16 protein-coding genes are annotated in these 21,530 nt (G+C 47.6%); 8 read left to right on the forward strand and 8 right to left on the reverse strand.

All coding sequences use genetic code 11. The features are described 5' to 3' along the window. Positions 1-188 precede the first annotated feature (188 nt). Positions 189-1,751 (forward strand): M4 family metallopeptidase, encoded by a 1,563-nt coding sequence (locus tag BLQ13_RS11510; RefSeq protein WP_090919373.1) that lies wholly within the window; start codon positions 189-191, stop codon positions 1,749-1,751. Between the two features lie 184 nt (positions 1,752-1,935). Here the strand turns inward: BLQ13_RS11510 and BLQ13_RS11515 are convergent, their stop codons facing one another. After that, positions 1,936-6,054, reverse strand: coding sequence for a WIAG-tail domain (locus BLQ13_RS11515; protein WP_090919376.1), 4,119 nt, complete (start codon positions 6,052-6,054; stop codon positions 1,936-1,938). Between the two features lie 348 nt (positions 6,055-6,402). On the opposite strand from BLQ13_RS11515, the gene BLQ13_RS11520 reads away from it, so the two are divergent. Both BLQ13_RS11520 and asd read left to right on the forward strand, forming a co-directional pair. Continuing rightward, a complete protein-coding gene (locus BLQ13_RS11520) occupies positions 6,403-7,533 on the forward strand; it encodes a YheC/YheD family endospore coat-associated protein (RefSeq protein ID WP_090919379.1) in 1,131 nt (376 codons plus the stop codon). 84 nt (positions 7,534-7,617) lie between these two features. Next, a complete protein-coding gene (asd, locus tag BLQ13_RS11525) occupies positions 7,618-8,412 on the forward strand; it encodes an archaetidylserine decarboxylase (RefSeq protein WP_090919382.1) in 795 nt (264 codons plus the stop codon). Positions 8,413-8,849: 437 nt separating this feature from the next. On the opposite strand, the gene BLQ13_RS11530 is transcribed toward asd, so the two are convergent. Both BLQ13_RS11530 and pdxR read right to left on the reverse strand, forming a co-directional pair. Next, the gene (locus tag BLQ13_RS11530; protein WP_090919385.1) at positions 8,850-9,635 is read right to left on the reverse strand and encodes an AraC family transcriptional regulator; all 786 of its coding nucleotides are present in this window, start codon (positions 9,633-9,635) and stop codon (positions 8,850-8,852) included. Between the two features lie 60 nt (positions 9,636-9,695). Further along, the gene (gene pdxR / locus BLQ13_RS11535) at positions 9,696-11,153 is read right to left on the reverse strand and encodes a MocR-like pyridoxine biosynthesis transcription factor PdxR (protein WP_090919389.1); all 1,458 of its coding nucleotides are present in this window, start codon (positions 11,151-11,153) and stop codon (positions 9,696-9,698) included. A 263-nt stretch (positions 11,154-11,416) separates the two neighbouring features. Between pdxR and BLQ13_RS11540 the strand changes: the two genes are divergently transcribed. From BLQ13_RS11540 to BLQ13_RS28685, 3 genes are all read left to right on the forward strand, one after another. Beyond that, positions 11,417-12,034: a pyridoxamine 5'-phosphate oxidase family protein gene (locus BLQ13_RS11540; protein ID WP_090919393.1), complete on the forward strand. Its 618-nt coding sequence runs from the start codon at positions 11,417-11,419 to the stop codon at positions 12,032-12,034. Between the two features lie 165 nt (positions 12,035-12,199). Further along, positions 12,200-13,498, forward strand: a complete 1,299-nt coding sequence (locus BLQ13_RS11545) for an aminotransferase class I/II-fold pyridoxal phosphate-dependent enzyme (protein WP_090919398.1) — start codon at positions 12,200-12,202, stop codon at positions 13,496-13,498. Between the two features lie 223 nt (positions 13,499-13,721). Further along, positions 13,722-13,847 carry a YjcZ family sporulation protein gene (locus tag BLQ13_RS28685; protein ID WP_208606778.1) on the forward strand — a complete coding sequence of 42 codons (126 nt, stop codon included), beginning with the start codon at positions 13,722-13,724 and terminating at the stop codon, positions 13,845-13,847. Positions 13,848-14,019: 172 nt separating this feature from the next. Here BLQ13_RS28685 and BLQ13_RS11550 read toward each other — a convergent pair whose 3' ends face one another. From BLQ13_RS11550 to BLQ13_RS11570, 5 genes are all read right to left on the reverse strand, one after another. After that, a complete protein-coding gene (locus BLQ13_RS11550) occupies positions 14,020-15,237 on the reverse strand; it encodes an ABC transporter permease (RefSeq protein ID WP_090919404.1) in 1,218 nt (405 codons plus the stop codon). Position 15,238: 1 nt separating this feature from the next. Then, positions 15,239-15,991, reverse strand: a complete 753-nt coding sequence (locus BLQ13_RS11555; protein ID WP_090919407.1) for an ABC transporter ATP-binding protein — start codon at positions 15,989-15,991, stop codon at positions 15,239-15,241. Between the two features lie 25 nt (positions 15,992-16,016). After that, positions 16,017-17,396 carry a DEAD/DEAH box helicase gene (locus BLQ13_RS11560; RefSeq protein WP_090919410.1) on the reverse strand — a complete coding sequence of 460 codons (1,380 nt, stop codon included), beginning with the start codon at positions 17,394-17,396 and terminating at the stop codon, positions 16,017-16,019. 434 nt (positions 17,397-17,830) lie between these two features. Next, entirely contained in the window at positions 17,831-18,604 is a 774-nt protein-coding gene (locus tag BLQ13_RS11565; protein WP_090919414.1) for an SDR family NAD(P)-dependent oxidoreductase, read from the reverse strand. A 58-nt stretch (positions 18,605-18,662) separates the two neighbouring features. Continuing rightward, positions 18,663-19,121 carry a chemotaxis protein CheX gene (locus tag BLQ13_RS11570; protein WP_090919417.1) on the reverse strand — a complete coding sequence of 153 codons (459 nt, stop codon included), beginning with the start codon at positions 19,119-19,121 and terminating at the stop codon, positions 18,663-18,665. A gap of 450 nt (positions 19,122-19,571) precedes the next feature. On the opposite strand from BLQ13_RS11570, the gene BLQ13_RS11575 reads away from it, so the two are divergent. After that, complete coding sequence (locus BLQ13_RS11575; RefSeq protein ID WP_090919420.1) at positions 19,572-20,474, forward strand: LysR family transcriptional regulator; 903 nt, start codon at positions 19,572-19,574, stop codon at positions 20,472-20,474. 219 nt (positions 20,475-20,693) lie between these two features. Beyond that, positions 20,694-21,503 carry a histidinol-phosphatase gene (locus BLQ13_RS11580; RefSeq protein ID WP_090919423.1) on the forward strand — a complete coding sequence of 270 codons (810 nt, stop codon included), beginning with the start codon at positions 20,694-20,696 and terminating at the stop codon, positions 21,501-21,503. Positions 21,504-21,530 lie beyond the last annotated feature (27 nt).

Here is a 21,530-nt window from a genome sequence, read left to right on the forward strand (position 1 = left end):
GATTGAACATCCCGGTTCTCCGTAGAACCTTCGGTTTGCCGCAATCACTAGGGGGACAACCCCTGCTTCTTAAACATACTTCTGTTTGAGCCCCTCACTCCGCCCTGCCAGATGCAGACGGAAATCCATCCGAGTTAGGCATAAACCCTTTTTTTCCAAAAAATATGATGAGAATGGGAGAGTTAACAATGAAATTTGCCAAAGTTATGCCAACAATTCTTGGAGGAGCTCTTTTGCTCGCTTCCGTATCCTCTGCTGCTGCAGCGCCATCTGATCTATCCATTCCGCTTGAGGCCCCTTATGCCTCCGAGGAGAGTATCCTTTTGAACAACAATCCTGACGAAACGATCTATAATTATCTTGGTCAACAGGAACAGTTCCTGAACTCTGACGTCAAAGGCCAGCTCAAAATCATTAAACGTAACACGGATACTTCCGGTGTAAGGCACTTCCGTCTGCAACAGTACATCAAAGGTATTCCGGTCTACGGTGCCGAGCAGACCCTCCATCTGGACAAAACGGGAGCTGTGACTTCTGCTCTTGGTGAACTTCCGCCTGTTGAAGAACAAGCGATTCCTAATGACGGAATCCCTGGTATCAGTGCAGAGGACGCGATTAAAGTGGCCTCGGAAGAAGCGACATCCCGGATCGGCGAGTTAGGTGCACCGGAGCTTGAGCCAAAGGCTGAACTCCAAATTTATCATCATGAAGATGACGGTCAAACCTATCTGGTTTACATTACCGAAGTGAACGTGCTTGAACCTGCCCCGCTGCGAACCAAATATTTTATTAACGCCGTGGACGGAAGCATCGTATCCCAGTTTGATATTATCAATTTTGCTACAGGAACAGGTACCGGGGTGTTTGGTGACACCAAAACGCTGACCACAACGCAATCGGGCAGCACCTACCAGCTGAAAGATACCACTCGTGGAAAAGGCATTCAAACGTATACAGCAAACAATCGCTCCTCTTTACCAGGAACATTGTCTACCAGCTCTAATAACGTGTGGACGGACCGTGCAGCTGTTGATGCACATGCTTATGCTGCTGCTACTTATGATTTTTACAAAAATAAATTTAACCGCAACAGCCTGGACGGCAACGGTCTGTTGATTCGCTCCACAGTACATTATGGCTCCAACTATAACAATGCCTTCTGGAACGGGGCACAGATTGTATTTGGTGACGGGGATGGCTCACTGTTCGGTATCTTCTCCGGGGATCTCGATGTTGTGGGTCACGAGCTCACACATGGAGTGATCGAGTACACCGCCAATCTGGAATACCGCAACGAACCAGGAGCATTAAACGAAGCGTTTGCTGATATTATGGGTAACACCATTGAGAGTAAAAACTGGCTGCTGGGTGACGGCATCTATACTCCTAACATTCCAGGAGATGCATTGCGCTCTTTAGCCGACCCTACCCTGTATAACCAGCCTGACAAATATAGTGACCGTTACACTGGCAGTGCAGATAACGGCGGTGTGCACACCAACAGCGGTATTATCAACAAAGCGTTCTACCTTGCTGCCCAAGGGGGTACACATAACGGTGTAACCGTTAGCGGCATCGGCCGGGATAAAGCAGTGCGTATCTTCTACAGCACACTGGTGAATTACCTGACACCAACTTCCAAATTTGCAGCTGCCAAAACAGCAACGATTCAGGCGGCCAAAGACCTCTACGGCGCGAATTCTGCCGAGGCTACTGCCATCACCAAAGCTTATCAAGCTGTAGGACTATAATCGTTAACTGATCCTGTGCAGTGTCTGCGACCTTCACAAAAAGTAAAGCTGAACTTATTATTTTCCCTTCTATATCTTGTGTTAAAAAGTAGCCTCGTTCCGGCACCCCTCATGTCCGAACGGTCAGGCTTACCAAGCAAAAGCGGTGTCCGGGACATACTCTGGACACCGCTTCTGTATATTTTTATGCCGATGGCCCCGCTGCGATCCAGGACAACAAACCATACGTATGCTTGCAATCTGCTGTCCGTGTTACTTCCAGCACAGCTTCATCCTCACTCTGGGATAACAGCGATACCTGGAAGCCACGGTCATTGCTCATGGCTACAATAACATAATGCTCCGAATCAAACGCCTCTTCGAAAACGATCGTCACTTCGGTACACGTTTCATTCTCCGGCAGAACAAAAGCTTCCATGCCAAACTGCTGCACAGCAGGCTGTTTACTCACGCTACGTACCGGCTGGAATGCCAGATGTTCGGCTTGAACAGCACCAGTCTGCAACTGTTCACTGCCTACAGAACCATCACACAAATGCTCTTGTTTGACCGACTGAGGCTCAAGGGTATAGGAGACTGGCACCTCTGTATCAGCCCCTTGAGGGGTGATAGAGTTGGATAAGTCTATGACAGCTACATCCGGTGATAATGCATTTTCTCCATCCGATGCATCTTCAGCTTCAGTGATTCCCGTAGCAGACTCGCCTTCCGTTAATACGGCATCTACTTCCGAATCATTGTATAGCCCAAGCAGCTCTTGAAGATTCAAATTTCCGGCTTGGAATTCAGCAGGCACATCCGGCGACGACTCCGCATCATCTCCCCAGGTAAACAGACCTTCGTTAGGCAGGCCAACCGACTGTATAAACTGTTGTACTTCCTGCATGGCTTCTTGCCTTTTGAACTCGGCAAGCTGTTCCAGCGTTTCTGCACTGACCTGACGAATTGCATTCCAGATCTCTTCACTTAGATGTGATGTGCCCACGATTCCATCATTTAAGTGACTGGACGTGATACTTTGCTCACTTAACTTGCTGCCATCAATAGCACGATCAGCGAGATGCACAGACGAGATCGTGCCCTCTGTCAGTTTACTGCCGTCCACACTGCCATCCTCCAGTTTAGATGCCGTGACTGCACCATCTTGCAGATGAGATGTGTTTACAGCTTCTTCGGTCAAATGGCTTGCCGTGATGCTTCCATCCTCGATATGATCCGCACGGATTGCACCTTCTGCGATATGTGCAGACTGCACACTCTCATTGGTCAAATGAATGCTGGATACCGCACCCTCTGTCAGTTTGCTGCCGCCTACACTGCTATCCGCCAGTTTAGACGTAGTAACTGCACCATCTTGCAGATGAGCTGTGCTTACAGCTTCTTCGGTCAAATGGCTTGCCGTGATGCTTCCATCCTCGATATGATCCGCACGGATTGCACCTTCTGCGATATGGGCAGACTGCACACTCTCATCGGTCAAATGAATGCTGGATACCGTGCCTTCTGTCAGTTTACTGCCGTCTACACTGCCATCCGCCAATTTAGAAGTAGTAACTGCACCATCTTGTAAGATGACGGAACGGACAGACTCTTCTTCCAGATGTTCCGTTCCAATACTCCGCTCCTGAATATGGTGGGAGAAAACAGCCCCATCCTGGATATGACGAGATTGAACTGCACCTTGCTGCAGGTGTGTAGCACCCAGAGATTCCAACTGCAGATGCAAACCACTGATCAGCCCTGGCTGTAAATGTGCTTCTGTTACAGAGAGCGGAGCCAAATGTTCTGTATGCACCGCTCCGGCCATCAAATGATTGGAAGATATCGCCTGCTCGGTAATATGCTCACTGCGAATGACCTCTTCTCTCAGATGAGCGCTATGGACAGACTGAGCAGTCAAATGATCTGATTTTATACTGCCTTCAGCGAGATGCATGGAATCAACGGATGCTCGTTGCAGATGTTCGCTTCCCACTGCCCCGTACTGTAATTCCTCACCAGATACCGAGTCGGTGGCCAGATGTTCTGTCGTCACTGTTCTTTGACGAAGCTTGCTACCGGGGATGCTGCCGTTTGCAAATAATTCTGGCGTACGCACCTCATCGGACAGATGCTCCAGCGAGATCGTATGCTGCTTCAGGTGATATCCACGAATCGTTTCAGCAGGGATATGTTTGGCAACGATGCTTTCAGCCATAATCTTGGCGGAAGTGATACTGCCGTCAGCCAGTTTGGCCGAGGTGACCGATAGATCAGCCAGCTTATCTGTAGAGACACTTTCCGGTGAGAGTTTAGGTGATGTCACAGCATGATCTGTAAGATGTGGTGGAAAGATGGAACCGCCTGCCATCTGTGCTGAAGTCACGCTGCCCGGAGCTATTTTGTCCGTCGTAATTGCCGCACGTGATATGGCATCGGTCTGAACACTGCCCGGCTGCAGGTGAGGGGCACCTACGGCATGCTCTGTCAGGTGCTCGGCTTTCACTGCATACGGCCTCAGTGCTTCGGAATCCACACTGCCGGGAGCCAGATGAGCCGTTGATACGGCTGCTTTGGCCAAGTGGGACGAATTGACCGTACCTGAGGCTATAGCTTTGCTTGTAACCGCACTTGGAGCGAGTTTATCAGCCGTGACACTCTCTGATGCCAGCTTTGCGGTTGTGACTGCTTCATCCTGCAATTGGAATGATCCTACAGAAGATTCTGCCAGATGTTTTTCCAGCACAACACCTGAAGCCAGTGCATCCGCAGACACACTTCCCTCGGATAGATGTGTTGTCTCGATGCTTCCACTTGCCAAATGTATGGAATGAATAGCACCATTATCAACATGAACCGGTGTAATGCCTCGATTGGCAATATGTTCCCCGCGAATCGAGCCTTTAGCCAGATGTTTCCCGAGCACAGCTTCATCGGATATTTTGGAAGCGACAACGCTTTGATCTGCCAGTTTCGAAGCCGTCACCGCCTGCTCCAGCAATTTCGCTGTTCCCACCGATTGATCTGCCAGCTTGCTGCTAATGATCGCTCCATCGACTAGATGCTCACTACCGATTTCGGCATTGCCGATCTGTTCGCTCCCTACAGCAGCAGCTCGAATCTGTACTGATCCGATCGAACCATCCACCAGATGTCGTCCATTCAAGGCATGCTCGGCAATATGCCGTGTATGAATCGAGCCATCCTCAATCTGTTCGCTGCCGATGCTGCTTGCCAGCAATTGATTACGTCCAACAGAACCTTCAGCCAAATGAGACTGTTTCACCGAACCGGCCTGAATGTGGCGTGTATCAATAGATTGCTCTTCAATTTTGCTACCTGTCACCGCTCCATCACGAATCTTGGCACTGGTGACCGCATCATCCGCCAGTTTCGAGGTATGGACAGCTCCACCAGCTAAATGACGGGTCTCGATCCCGCTAATCGCGATTTTTTCACCAGTAACAGCTTGATTCTGGATTAATTCCTCTGTGACGAGCAGGCGACTCAGATGCCTTGTGCCGATGGAGCCATCCGCTATTTTGGCTGCATCAATGACCTGATTGCCCAGCTTCTGTGAGGTAATGCTCCCATCTCGGATTTTGTCTCCAGCGATGGATGCATTTCTGATTTTGTGACCTGATACAGAGCCATCAATCAGATGTTCCTCCGCAATCGAAGCCTCAGCCAGCTTAGCAGAAACAATCGCACCATCCGCAATATGAATACTTGTTACTGCATAATCCTGAAGCGCCTCGCTTCCTACAGCTCCTGATTTCAGCTTGGAGGCGTCCACCGAAAAAGGAGCCAGCTTACTTTCCGTGACGGCAAACTCACTGAGGTCATCTGTATAAATATACTGTCCTTCATAGCCTGGCATCTGGTTCTGGTTTAATTGTTCAAAACGCAGCTTGCCTGTTGAACGGCTTGGGTTATCCTGTTCTTTCACTGGAAGGTGCGCAATGCTTCTGATCTGAAGTTCTTTTTCTGCGCTTTCCTTTTCCACATTATTTTTTTCTGCATTTAATGGGGCAATTTGTTGCGGCTGTTGGGGCTGTTGCTCCTGCACTATGTCTTGCGCTTCCACCACAACTTCAGATTTATTGACCGATGCATCTGGCGTCGTCTGATCAGATGTCGTTACGGTATCAGCAATAACTTCCTTGGAGGCAACTCTATCCGAAGTCGAAACCTCCTCTTTTTTCACTGTTTTTTCCGGCTTGCTGAATTCCAGTCGCCGATCCATCAGATCCAGCTCCCTGAATTTGGGACTGATATGACGCAGTTTAGGCGTCACAACCTTTTTTTTGCCTTTTTTACTCATGAGGCCAGCTCCTTCCCCTAACGTTCATCTCCGGCATCATATGCTTTGAGCTGGGCATCTGCCACTTTTATGGCCCTACTTTTGCACATCCTTGATCAGATTCCTGTCTACTCAGGTTAACGTTACATCTACACTGGCGTAATTAGGCTGTACGAAGTGAAGAGAGAAGGCGGCTGTCCACGCCCCGCATCCGCTCGTTTCATAAGATAAGATGTCTGGACATCAACGGATGTATAAAAGTGCCTCTGCACACCGGTCTGCGTTATCGCGATGTTAAAACCATGCATTGACAGGCCGGCATACTGAAAAAATTCATGGTTGCGCGATAACAATGAAGGAGGAACGGTCATGCTCCAAGAAACGATCGGCATTATGTTCGATTCACGCATGTACCGGGGGATACCGGCCGGAAGGACCGGTCAGGAATCACTCGCCAATTATGAACAGGCTGCAGCCTGTTACGGATTAACGCCTTGCTTTTTAAGGCTGGAGGATATCGATCTGGATCGTAAAACATGTCTGGCTTATGTGAAAAAAGAAGGTCGTTACGTCCGTGAGCGTATACCGCTTCCTTCCGTAATCCATAACCGTGCGCTCCAGCTTCGCCGTGCGGAACAACGACTGATTACACGTTTGCTCCTGCAAGGCATCCAGGTGTATAACGTGCGTAATCGTTATCGGAAGGACCATGTGCATGATATGCTGCGGCAAGACTTTTTTTTAAAAGATCATCTGCCACACGCAGTCAAAGCAACGCCCGAATCGCTCACTTACATGATGGAACATCATAAGGATCTCGTCATTAAACCGTGTAGCGGCAGCATTGGTCATGGCATTATGCGTCTCTTCCAGCAGGAGGGACATTGGAGACTAACCTGTGAAACGAGGGCATCGCGTAAAGGCTGGGCCACCTTCAAGCTGAACCGGGGACAGTTGCCTTGCGCTACACTAAGGCGGATATTCCGTCATGCTTATCTGATTGAAGAACGGGTTCCGCTTATCCGGTATGAGGGAAGGCCCGTTGATCTTAGAGTATCCGTGCAACGCGGGGGAGATGGGGTATGGAGTGTCACTGGCATGTTTGCCAAGGCAGCTCCGGCGCATACGTTTGTCACAAACATCGCGCAAGGCGGCAAAGTCATGACTGTTGCTAGAGCACTTGGTCTGGCCGAACCGAGTCCGGAGCTATTCCAGCTGCAAGCCCGAATAACTATGGTCGCCCTTCGTATTGCTCACACGCTGGCTTCCAACTTGCCTCATCTGGCTGATCTGGGCCTCGACCTCGGCGTGACCCAAAACGGAGGCATTTACTTTATCGAATGCAATGGCAGGGATCAGCGATATGGGTTTCGTAAAGCTGGCATGCAGGAACATTGGCAGATGACATATAACAAACCAATGGCGTACGGACGTCTGCTCGTCAATCACAACTCCAGCATTCCAAGACAGCCACAAACCTATGATCGTGGATTGTATTGATTTCATTCGTGATTTGTGTCAATATTATGCAGAATGGCCGCTTTTGCGGCCTTGAAGTTTGTATTAACCCTAAGGGGGATATTCATGGCAAAAACGCTGTTGCGATTAATGACTGAGCTTTCTTCGCGCAAATGGATCTCCCGGACCGTGGGAGCTTTCTCCAAAAGCCGGGGAAGCAAAGCATTTATCCCTTATTTTGTCCGGACCTATAACATCCCTGTACAGGAAGCCGAGAAGGATTGGAAAGAATATCGTTCCCTGAATGATTTCTTCACTCGCAAATTAAAACCCGGGATGCGCCCGCTAGACCTTTCGGAACATGCATTGATCAGCCCTGTCGACGCTAAAATTACGGCAGCAGGCCCGATTTCTGCAGGAACCATTCTGAATGTAAAGGGACAAGATTATACACTTGCTGAATTGTTAAACCACTCTCCACATCTGGAGAAGTACAAGCATGGTTATGGTTTTGTGCTCTATCTCAGTCCGCGCGACTACCACCGCATTCATGCACCTGTCAGCGGTCGTAAGATGGAGAGCGAGCATATCAAAGGCAAAGTTTATCCTGTGAATGATTTCGGACTCACCCATATGAAATCCGTGCTCAGCCGCAATGAACGGCTTATTACGTATATTCAGCATGATTATGGTGAAGTAGCTGTCGTCAAAGTGGGTGCAATGAATGTCAGCAGTATTCAATATGCCGATATTGACACCCAGACTTGGGCTCAGGGAGATGATCTGGCCTATTTCGAGTTCGGTTCTACCGTTGTACTGCTTATGCAGACCGATACCTTCGAACCGCTCCCTGATTTGAAACCTGGAGATTCCGTTAAAATGGGAGCTTTACTTGGTCGTCTGAAACCCAAACAACCCTAATTTCATACGTAAATAAAGAGGATGGCTCAGCACCTGCAATCAGGTGTTATGCCATCCTCTTTATTCTCTATCCTTCATTTGCCTATAATTCATGATATGAAATGTTACCATTCTAAATTGCCTAACTCAATATCATTTCATGTATACATGCATGGCGCTGCCTCTCTCCGGTTGGAACGCCAGTTCATTATAAGGTGTGGCCATCTCTCCAAACGTTAAAACCATACGTCCTGCAGTTCTTCAACGGGTTTCAGCCGGCGCAGGCGTTTCCGAAAAATACTGCATCCCTTAATGGAATTTCTACGGCTACGAACCCGTCTTTTTCCGTTCATCATCACATGTTCCTCCTTGTAAGGTCATCTGGAATGCTAGTTACTTACCCTAGCCATCCAGCATTGAAACGTTGTGATGTTTGCATACGAGACGCTGACATGGTTTTAACGAATCTCTGACGGACTTTTGCCCGTATATTGCTTGAACTGACGACTGAAGAAAAAGATATCCCGATAACCCAGTGCATCCGCAACTTCGGTCACGTTCATACCGGTATGTACCAGAAGATGTTCTGCCCGTTCAATACGCATACGAATAATATAGGACTGTACCGATGATCCGACAAGTTCCTTGAACTTGATTGAGAAATAACGCGGCGACAGACCGGCTCGCGCGGCCAGATCCTCTACACGATGTGTAATTCCGGGATGCTGGCGAACATAATTCGCTACCTCCTGAATCACATCGGACAACTGATTACTTACCTTTTTCTCCACAGGTTCTTCCGTATCCGCACGCAGTAAATGGATCATCAACTGCTTCAGAATCAGCCTGCTCTCTTCATCACGTCCATACACATCGGACAAAAACAGCCTTACGTAACGTGCAAGTAAATGCTCAAACTCCACAGTCTCCTGCACTTCACGGTAAGACTGAGGCACATCCACAACAGGCTCGTCCACATCGAAATGAATATATGTAAGCACCAGTGGTTTCTGCCTGTTATGCGTTGCGCTTGTATGGTCTCCCGGACGAAACAGGAAACAGCTTCCTTTGCCAACCTCGTAAGGCTGATCATTCAAAATAACCGTGCCTTCACCGCTCCACACGTAAAATAAATCATAATTTTGCATCGGTTTTTCTCGCTTCTGCCACTTCCAGCCCGGTTCACAGACTATTTTGGCGACAGCGGGCAAAATTACAAATGATGACGGCGATGCCTGCAGCATGTCGCCACTCCCCCTTGACAGTTAATCTCTTTAAACACTTATCCCATTATACAGCGGAATTCACTGAAACGAAAATGTACACTTCTCCCACGCGGCTTGCATCCGCCGTATCCCTTCACGAATCTCCGCTTTTTCCAGATGAGCAAACCCGAAACATATTGCAGCATGCCCCGGAGTTAAGCGGTACTGCTCCACATCCCGGAACAAAACGCCCTCTTTATGAACCTCTCTGGTAAACCGTTCATAACTTGCTTGGTCCCCGTTCCAGATCGCATAAATGGTCAAACCGGCATCACCTGGTTGCATGGTGAAGGCTTGTGGCAACCACCGATTCATTTCCTCCACAAAAAAGTCATGCCGATCCCCATATAGCCGGGTTAATCGACGTAAATGCCGCATATATCCACCTCGTGTCATAAATCTGGCTAGTGCACGCTGTTCCAGCAGCGCGGGTGACACCGGTTCATACAGAGCTTTGGCAGCCAGAAGTGGCTCGACCAGACTGCTTGGCAATACCGCATAACCGAGGCGGAACGAAGCAGGCATCGTTTGGGAGAAGGAACCGATGTATATCACGCGTTGCTCACGATCAAGCACCTTAAGTGGTTCAATCGGTCGTCCGCCCCAGCGAAATTCACTGTCATAATCATCTTCAACAATAACGGCGTTTTGTTTTGATGCCCAGTTCAGTAAGGCCCGCCTTCGTTCCAGCCCTAGTACCGCTCCGGTCGGGAACTGGCGAGTCGGCGTGACAAATAACGTTTGTGCCTGCCAATCTTGCGGGATAATACCTCCTTCATCAACTTCAGCTGGTATCACTACACCACCGCAGGATCTGACCGCATGCAGAACGCCTTGATAACCGGGACTTTCCAGCACCACCGGGCTTCCCTCGTGAATGAGTAATTGTGACAACAGCGTAATGCCTTGTATCGATCCACTGAACAGTACGATTTGGGAGGCTTCCGTTTGAATGCCACGTGTCCAGCGAAGATGTGCGGCAATCGCTTCCCGTAGCTCTGGATCACCGGCTGCACCATCTACATCTCGCCAGCCACTGCGATGAACCGCAGCGAGCGCACTTTTCCACTCGGCTTTTGGAAAATGTTCTGGCAGCAAGCGCTGCATCCGAAAATTGAAGACGGATTCCTTTTCCAGTTGAACCTCTTCACGTGAACGTTTGTGTTCTGCGGTTAGTTCGCGAAGACGCTCTCCCCATGGAGATAAAGACAACACCGCTTCGCTATGATCGTTGTGATGCACGGACAAGGATTCCGTAACATAGGTTCCTTTTCCCGGATAAGCATGGACATATCCATCCGCAAGCAACATATCGTATACCTGGGCTACCGACCCGCGTGACATGTCGTACTGTTTTGCCAGTAAACGCGTAGAAGGCAAACGTGCTCCTGCTTCCAGTGTACCTGAATGGATCGCATCCCGCAGTGCGTGATATAACGCTTGATATTTATATCGATATTGGAGTTCGTATGAATCAAGTGGCAGCCATAATTCCATGTGGTTCTCCCCCTTAACATGTCTTCTTGATCTTTACTTCTATGTTTACTTCTATCTTTTCCTAGTCTTGCTTCCTGCTTAAGATCATCTTCCATCCCAATTGGCCTATAAAAATGAATGTAAATTGGATCTATTTTACTGTCAATATTCGTTTTATGGTTATCTTCATGAAAAACAATACTGCAATCCTATTTCTGATATGTTCTAACGGTTTCTACATTCCGACATGTTCTAATACTTACTAAAATAATGGGGGAAATCACATGAGACGCAAAGAATTTTCGGTAGAAGAGGAACAGGAAATCATTACATTTTTGGACCAGTGCTCTTTTGGGTTTCTGGGTACCGTCAGCCCGGATGGAGAACCGAGAGTTACACCGCTGAATTTTGTATATATGGATGGTTGCTTTTATTTTCATGGAAGTTTAGCCGGGGAAAAAATGAAACAGATCAAACAGCACTCGTCCGTCAGCTTTACCGTGGCGGAGGAATTCTCGCTGATTCCTTCTTTTTTCAGTGATCCTGAACTGGCTTGTCCTGCAACCTCGTTTTTCAAAAGTGTCATGGCATCCGGTCTGGCAGAGCGTGTAGAAGATCTTGATATTAAAGGCAAGGTACTGCAGCGGTTTATGGAGAAACTCCAGCCGCAAGGCGGTTATGTACCGATTGATGCACAAGACTCCCGCTACACCGGGCGACTCAAAGCTGTTGCTGTAGTTCGAATCGTACCAGATCGACTCAGCGCCAAGTTTAAATTCGGGCAGAATCTGACGCCTGAACGATTTGATCATATCAGCGGTGAATTGCATAAACGAAACGAAGGCCGGGATCATGAAACGGCTGAAATGATGCGAAAATATTGTCCGTACCATCAGGAGTAACACGCCAGATCCAGCCTTAAATTTATGCTAATATTGCATTCTGACCCCGCGCAACAACGCGGTGAAGTGATATAACTGTCATATTGCGTAATTTCCGTGACGGGGCCATGTCAAGGTGTTATAATGTTAGGCAGTGAATCACAAAGACTTGGAAGGATGAAAAAAATGAATCCACTGGCTGAACAGTTGAACGAAAGTATTCAGGCCGGCAGCAGTCACGTCTACTCCATGCTGTCACAACTCGGCAAAGAAATTTATTTTCCAAAAGAAGGTATCTTAAGTCAATCTGCGGAAGCAGCAAGCTTGGCCAAGACCTATAATGCAACGATCGGTATCGCTCTGGAGGGTGGAGTGCCTATGCATCTTCCGGTGATTCAGGAAAAGTTGTCCGCATTCCAGCCGAAGGATCTGTATCCTTACGCGCCTCCTGCAGGCAAACCTGAATTAAGAACCGTTTGGAGAGAAAAGATGCTGAGAGAAACCCCTTCACTGGAAGGCAAATCTTTCGGAAACCCGATTGTAACGAACGCACTAACTCATGGACTCAGCATCGTAGCCGACCTGTTCACTGAAGAAGGGGACGCTGTTATATATCCGGATAAAAACTGGGAGAATTACGAGCTGACTTTCGGAATTCGTCGACACGGCCAGTTGATTCATTATCCATTGTTTGATGATCAATTGAACTTTAACAGCAACGGACTGCTTCAGGCGTTGCTTGCACAGAAGGACAAAGGAAAAGCCATTGTTTTGCTGAACTTCCCGAACAATCCGACAGGTTACACGCCAGGCGGCGCAGAAGCAGATGCCATCGTAGATGCCATTCGTCAAGCTGCAGAAGCCGGTGTAAATGTTGTTGTGGTTACAGATGATGCATACTTCGGTCTGTTTTTTGAAGATTCCATTCATGAATCTCTTTTTGGTAAACTGGCCAATATTCATCCACGTGTATTAACGGTGAAGATCGACGGAGCAACGAAAGAAGAATTCGTATGGGGCTTCCGTGTAGGATTCATTACATTTGCTCATGAAGATGCTGCTGTTTTGCATGCATTGGAGCAAAAAACACTTGGTATTATCCGTGCAACGATTTCCAGCGGGCCACATCCTTCACAGACTTTTGTTCTGGATGCGCTGAAAGCACCGGAGTTTGAAGCACAGAAACAAGAAAAGTTTGAGATTATGAAAGGCCGCGCCAACAAAGTTAAAGCAATCCTGGACAGCGGTAAGTATGGAGACGTATGGGATTATTATCCATTCAATTCCGGTTACTTCATGTGTCTGAAGCTGAAACAAGTCGGTGCTGAAGCACTCCGTAGCCATTTATTGCACCAATATGGTGTAGGCACGATTGCACTCGGTGAATCCGATCTGCGGATTGCCTTCTCTTGTATCGAGGAAGCAGGTCTGCAAGAACTGTTCGATACGATCTATCGCGGCGTGCAGGATCTGCAAACGACATAGCATATAAGTAAATATAACCTTCTAATTTAGACGGTTTCAAAAATAGAACCCTTTTCGGCACATTGCGAAAGCTAATGTCATCGCCGAAGGGTTCTTTTGTTTTCTGGACAGAAGCCCAAAAGACATATACACGGGCAGAGGCCCAATCAGCCTAACGCTATGGCACATAATATACGATGTACGCAAGGGCGTGCCAAACCATCACTCGAAAGGGGTATGACCCATGTCCCAAGTTGAAGATACAAGAGGCGGATACGGATACTGTGGCGTTGGAGGATTCACAAACATTGGTGCCATTCTCGTACTGTTCATCCTGCTCGTCATCATCACAAAATCCTTCCTGTACTAATACGTCTTCGCTATGTATACGCGCAAGACATCATGAGTTTACAGCACACATCAAAAAGAAGGGTATTTCGGGATACAGCCCGAAATACCCTTCTTCTCTTGCTCCTACGTATAATTCACTTGTGATAAATAGACCTGAAGGCTCAGCGAAAGCTTAGACTACTTTGGTTCTTCTACTCGTCCTCTTCCTCTTTGAGCCATTTGCTACCCTGCGAACGACGCATCAGCACGATGACAAGTACACCAAGTATGAGTGCAATGCCTGTTATACTCAGTCCTTCCATTCCTGCTGCCAGCATCGGCAACCACATGAGCAATGCGGCTATAGCATGCAATTGGAAGATGAAACCGAGCACCTGTGAACGGCGGCTCTCTCCTGAGATCGGATAGATCATGATCCAGAAGGATTCACCGTGACTGCGGCGCAGTACCCCCAGTTGAATGCCTGTAAGTAGCAGGAAGAACAGATATACCCCAATTCCGAAGTAACTGCCTGCCGTCCACCAGGAAAACAACATACCCAGGATGATCAGACGCAGAACAATGGTGAATACTTCCGTTCGAATAAATGTTTTGGTCATGAGATATCGATAAGCCTGTCCCGCATTCCATGGAAGACCATTGCCCCATTTACTGAGCCAGCGGCGAGAGTTCACCTTTTGCCCGGACGATGGCACATCGACAAACCAGCCTAATGTACGCATGACTCTGCCTGCTTGTGTCTGCTCCACCTGAATCAGACGTTCCCAAGCGACTCGGTGTTTGACAGGTACACGCAGTGCAACGATATAAACAGCGGCCAGTAGTAACAGAAACCAAAGGCTGCGTAGCGGCGGTTGCCATAACCAGGCTGCAACGGCAAGGATAGCTATGGCCCAGCGGAGTATCCGATATCCTTTGGACGCCCCAGCTTGAACCATCCTCAGTTCTTGCCATGCACCGTAACTGGACAACACTTTCCATAACACGAGAAACAACATGGACCAGCCCAGTGGTTTGGCATCTACATCTGACCTTACATAGAGTGGCCACAAGGTAAGAAATACAAAAAGTAACAACAGCATTTTATAAATTACGCCACGCACAAAGCTGTTTTTCAAATAATCCTGCATCCGGTACTCCTGCGGCCGCAAGAAGACAATATCTGCCGGAAGCAGATATGTACGATAACTGCTAAACAGTGCAAGCGGAGCCAGCAACAATAAAGCAATCCAGCGAATCGGAAATCCCGCAGGAATATTCTGTACAAAGGATGTATACCAAGCGGAGAAAGCGATGACGAGAAACAGAAATACCATCGCTACACCGCTCTGGATGACATAGCCCACATAAGGTAAAATTCCATTCCAAAAACCTGTCCGACGTTGCTTCCATAACAGCTTGAGATCCATACTAATCCCTGCCTTGCACGAGGGAATAGAACATGTGCTCCAGCGGTGTGTCAGGCTCTCCGAACTCCGTACGCAATTCGTTCAGTGTTCCTTGAGCAATGACATGTCCACGATGCAATACAATGAAGCGATCACAATAATTTTCAATCGTGGACAAAATGTGTGAACTCAGCAGAATAGAAGACCCGGCTGCTTTCATCTCCAGCATAAAATCAAGCAGTGAACGAATCCCCAGCGGGTCGAGCCCCAGAAACGGTTCATCAATAATGTAGAGTGGCGGTCCTGCCACAAAAGCACACATAATCATGACCTTTTGGCGCATCCCTTTGGACAGATGTGTGGATAGACTTGTGCTTTTCTCATTCATGCGGAACAAGTTCAGCAGTTTCTCTGTCCGTTGTTTGAAATCCGCCTCGGACACATTGTACGCCCTCGCCGTAAATTCCAGATGCTCCATGACGGTCATTTCATCATACAATTCGGGAGATTCCGGTACAAAGGCCATCGCAGATTGGTAGATCTGTGCATCCTCATCCCGTTTTTTGCCCATTACCCGAACTTCTCCCTGTTGCGGAGTCATCAGACCGAGAATATGTTTCATCGTTGTACTCTTGCCAGCACCGTTTAATCCAATCAATCCGACCATTTCTCCGCGGCCTACTTCCAGATTCACGTCATGAAGCACTGGCCGTTTGGCACTGTAACCACCACTAAGCCCGCTGATTTGCAGCACAGGCGATTGAACATTTTCCATCTATCCCTGCACCCCTTTCATCCGATTATTCCTCAGAGCGCGGCGCTCTGTCTTTGCTCCACTTGGGTGCTCCCTTGTTTTTGCGGTTCTGGTCGCTATCTGTGCGGCCTCCATTAGCACTAGGCTTGCCGCTTGCGGGACGCTGACCCGAATTCGAAATGGTTGCTCTCGTCCCTGGCTTCCGGTTCCCCTGAGCTGGCTTACGATCACGGGACTGTCCTGGTTTCCGCGAGAACGAATGTCCTTCAGGACGCGTATCTGGCCGCGGATCAGCCACCAACACTTTACCGCCGAACAACGTACGCTCCTGCAATTCAATGCCGAGTTCACGAGCGAATTTACGCATGATGAAAATTTGCGTTTCATCGACGATGGACAATACAATTCCTGAACGTCCCATTCGGCCTGTCCGGCCTGCACGATGAACATAGTGCTCTGAGTCAAAAGCAGGGTCATAGTTGATGACCATTGGCAAACCTTCAATGTCCAGTCCTCTTGCCGCCACCTCGGAGGCGATCAGCAATTGAATTTTGCCGTTACGGAAGGCGGCGAGTACGTTGCTGCGAGTCACTTTGTCGGCATCTCCGTACAGCGCAGCTGCGGACAACCCGAGGTGATTCATTTTTGCCTCAACCTCACCGATGTCCTCCGTTGCATTCACAAAGACGATAGCGCGATCCGGGTTATACTGTCTAACAAGACGACGCAACATATCGATCTTGTTGCGGCTCTCTTCCACAAAATAATAATGTTCAAGTCCGGCAGCCGTCGCACGATCCGGTTCAATACCGATATGAACAGGCTCTTTCATCTCGCGCTTAGCAAGTGTAGCCGTATGTTCGTCAATTGTAGCTGACAGGAAGATTAATTGACGGTCGCGCAGCGCGCTTTTCAGCACAAATTCCACGTCACTTACACCGCCGAGCTGAAACACCTGATCCGCTTCATCAATAACAATCGTCGATACATTGTGCATTTTTAGCTTTTTAAGTGTGATCAGTTCCTTCAACCGTCCAGGTGTACCAACAATCAATTCTGGATGTTCACGCAATTTCTCAATCTGACGTTTCACGGCAGCGCCGCCAATCAGACCTTGTACACCGATGCCACGACCCGTACCGTAACGCTGAGCCTCACGTACGATTTGCATTGCAAGTTCCTGCGTTGGTGCAATAATCAGTTTTTGGGTTCCTTTAATATCACTTTTAATGGATTGTAGTAGTGGTAGCAGGTATGCCAGCGTTTTGCCTGTTCCCGTCTGCGACTTGGATACGACATCCTTGCCTTCCAATATAACTGGAATGGTCTGTGCCTGTACCGGGGAAGGTTCGTTAATGCCGTGCTCAGCTAGCAATGCTCCCAGATCCTCTGCTACGCCAATTGATGCAAAAGTTTGATTCGTCATGTATTCCATCCTTTAAATTTATTCGTTTTGATGATTTACAGGCTCAATTTTTTTCGTTTTACACTAAACACTTCGATAGCAGAATTTCCTTCCGATCACTGTTATCCCCAGATTTTTTTTATTCCTTATATTAAGGAGAAATCCGGTGATATGCGTATGCTTCCGATGCAGCTTTCTTTCAGAAAGCTTTCAGGCGACCGCTCCGCTTCTTCAGGATCTTTCTGCTCTCTCCGTTGTCGTGTAAATATATCATTTCGCCTATAAACCTGCTTGTACGCTTAAAACAAAGCCTGTCATCACATTACCTTTCATTATATGCGAAAAAAGCCCGCTTACCAAATCTTATTGCCGAAATGTTCAAGTCTGCGCAAAAAAAAAGAAAAGCCCCTCGGCGGAGCCCTTCTTCATCCGATATATAGTGCACTCGTTACATTCTACTTCTGATTCATTACACCGTGTGACAAGCGGTCAGCCAGTCTAGGAAACAACTGATACAACCAAATGCCAGCTGATGCCAGTCGTGGCAGATTCACTTCTTCCTTACGTTTCTTCATGGCGCGAATCATGTGGCCCGCTACATTCTGTGGTGTCAGCATCAGCCAGCGCACATTGTTTACGTAATTCCCTGAAGGATCGGCACGATCAAAAAACGGTGTATCAATGGGACCTGGATTAATCGTCGTCACAGTGATGCCCGTCTTACGCAGTTCCTGACGTAAGGCATTACTGAATCCAAGTACAGCATGCTTTGTAGCTGTATAAGAGGCTGATTTGGCAGTACCAATTTTGCCAGCCATCGAAGCAACGTTTACAATCTGACCTTTGCCCCGTTCCAACATATGTGGAAGCACTGCTTTGGTACAGCGGACAATGCCCATATAATTCACGTCCATCATCTCATCGAATTCTTGTACAGACATGTCTGTCATGGCAGCAAATTTTCCGTATCCGGCGTTATTCAGCAAAATATCGATTCGTCCGTATTTATGTAACATCGCATCTACAGCCGTCTGAACCTGCTCACTGTCTGTAACATCCAGCGTAAGCAGTTCATGCCGCCCCTGTAGTGAAGCACCAATCTGATCCAGCTTGTCCCGCGAACGGGCAGCCAAAATCGGGATGGCTCCTTCCTCGATCAGCATTTGCGCGCAGAGCGCACCGATTCCACTCGATGCTCCTGTTATAAAAACAACCTGATCTTTCAGCATGGTTGATGTCCTCCCGTAATAAAACACATTGGGCCTCATGAAGGCCTATGCTTCTATTTTACGAGATCATCACCTGAATATCCATCTGTCCAATCCCATCCATCAACAAAGGAATACTAAGCGCCTTCGTTGCAGTAAATGTGGCTAAAATTTCAGATTGCATAACCTGAGGAGGCGTAATATCCACGACAACGCCTTGGTTGGACAGGATTGTACTTGCATTACCACTGATCATGTTACCGAGCTCCGAGATCGCACTTTTACTCATATCGTCCATCTCGGTAATGACAAAACCACCCATCATAGCTGAAACAATTTTCAAGGCCACCGTTTCTTGTATACCAAAAACAATATTTCCGCTCAACTGCCCCGTCATTCCAATCACGATCCAGACATGGTCAGCAATGTACTCTACATTCTTGACGCCAAGATTCCCGGTGGAAGGCGAAACCTGGATGAGCTGTTCAAAAACGTTGCGTGCAGATTCCAGGAATGGGTTAATTACTTCCGCTTTCACTGTATATGTCCTCCTCACACTGGGTTATTGGTCACACACCAAAAGTCCCATATTCATTAAATTTATTATACTTTATCACGTACGAGAATTCATTAAGAATTCAGGAAACCTTGTGTACTATAATTTATCGTCATTAGAATAGCAAATGTTTATAGCTGTTTTTGTCGCTTTACACTTTTGGAAGGAAATATTATTCCCTCATTGACACTGTAAAAAGAAACTAGGACTTTTATACCGGTTATGTATATAGTTAAAATTTTAAATTTTAGCTTGGTTCACATTTATTCCATATATTTAGTCCATTAGTCTACTTTCAAATAGGCATCTGCCCTTCATTGCTCTGATCTCCGTAATCCCCTATAATTTAAGATAAAAGAAACATAACCCGTCACGGAATTCACTGCATGACACATAACATACAGAGGATATTTTGTTGCAAGGAGGCCGTATATGAACATCAGCCAACTCGAAACGCTGATTACTATTTCCAAAACGATGAGTTTCCGTAAAGCGGGAGAACTTCTTAACTTGACACAGCCGGCTGTCTCCGCTCAGATCAAAAGTCTGGAAGATGAATTCAACACCGTGCTTGTCGATCGGAACCAGCCAGTAACCCTCACAGATCGCGGACAGGTTTTTCTGGAACATGCTGAACGGATGCTCGATATTGTAGACGAGTTGAAACAAAAGCTGTCCGACCTTGATGAAACGCCACAAGGACGTATTGTACTCGGAACAACAACGTCCATTGCGATTCAAATATTGCCCAGGGTGCTCTCTTACTTTCAGGATCAATTTCCACTCATTAAAACAAGCATACAATCTCTGCCTTCCGCGCAGATTTATACACAGGTCGAGAATGGTCTGGTGGACATCGGAATTGGATATCTGACAGAACGGAACCCTAACCTTAGTACATCCGTGCTATACTACGATACATTTGAACTTGTTGTATCCCCTTCCCACCCGCTGGCGAAGAAAAAACATGCCGCGGTTGATGTACTGCGGAGCACACCTCTGATTCTCCTGTCCCCGGATACGGTTGGGCGTCGGTTTACGGAAGCCGTTTTCAAAAAATATAACATCGAACCCAATGTTGTCATGGAGTTGTCGAGTAGTGAAGAAGTGAAACGAATGGTGGAGATTGATCTCGGTGCAGCCATTATCTCCAAACAATCCGTTGCACAGGAGCTGCGGCAAGGTACGCTCCGAATGATTCCTTTAAGTGAGCTTGAGGTCAGCCATCCTGTAGGTGTCATCTATAAATCCAGTCGTTATCTGAATTCGGCGATGCATCAGTTTCTGAGTGATCTCAAAGGCATGCCGGAGACTCAATTTATTAGCTCAGAATAAGCCTAGATAAGTTGAACTATTCTTTTTACACGTGAACGGAGAGGACAGAAAAAACCTGAAAAGCGGAGCGCTCGCCTTTATCACCGGATTTTCCCTTCGGAAAGGGAATCAAAAAAATCTGGGGATAACAGCGATTGAAGGTTGTTCTGTCATCGGAGTGGATTGTGTAAAATCTCCAGTTCAACTTAAATAGATGAAAAGAAAGGGTAGGGATTCCATATGAAATTTGATCTTCATACACACCATTTCCGCTGCGGTCATGCGGACGGCAACATCAGAGATTACATTGAAGCAGGCATTGAGGCAGGTCTTCAGGCTATTGGAATCTCGGATCACACCCCTTACTTTGGCAGTGAACTGGAGCAGGCGCATCCACGAATTGCAATGGGTAAATCCGAATTACAACATTATGTAGCTGAAGTGCTCGCGTTAAAAGAAGAATATGCCGGAAAAATTGACGTTTTGCTTGGAATTGAATCCGACTACTTTCCAACACATGCTGAATTGTACCGGACAACGCTGGGACAGTACCCGTTCGACTATATTATCGGTTCCGTGCATCACACGGAGGATATCAGTATTTTCAACAAAACTCGCTGGAACGGACTAAGCAATGCTCGCAAAATTGAAGTGAAAGAAGGCTACTATGCTTTAATCGCAGAATCGGCCCGTAGCGGCATGTTCCAGATTCTTGGACATATCGATGCGATGAAAGGCAATTATCCACCGTTCTCCGAAATTATTGCAGACCATGCGATTGACGAAGCTCTCCAGGTGATAGCCGGTGCCAACGTTGCGATTGAGATCAACACCTCGGGCAAAACCAAGCTTAGTGGCGGTTGGTACCCATCCGATGCTATTCTGGAGCGTGCCAATCACTACGGTGTAAAAGTGACATTTGGTTCAGACGCTCATATTCCGGGCCGGGTAGCAGACGAGCTTGACCTTGTGCGCACACGTCTGCGGGAGATCGGTTTCACCGATTGGGTGTATTTCAAACAAAAGCAAATGCAAGTTGTTCCTCTATAAAAGATGGCGAAACACAAAGATCCCTAC

It is taken from the genome of Paenibacillus polysaccharolyticus, from assembly GCF_900102085.1.
GTDB lineage: Bacteria > Bacillota > Bacilli > Paenibacillales > Paenibacillaceae > Paenibacillus > Paenibacillus polysaccharolyticus.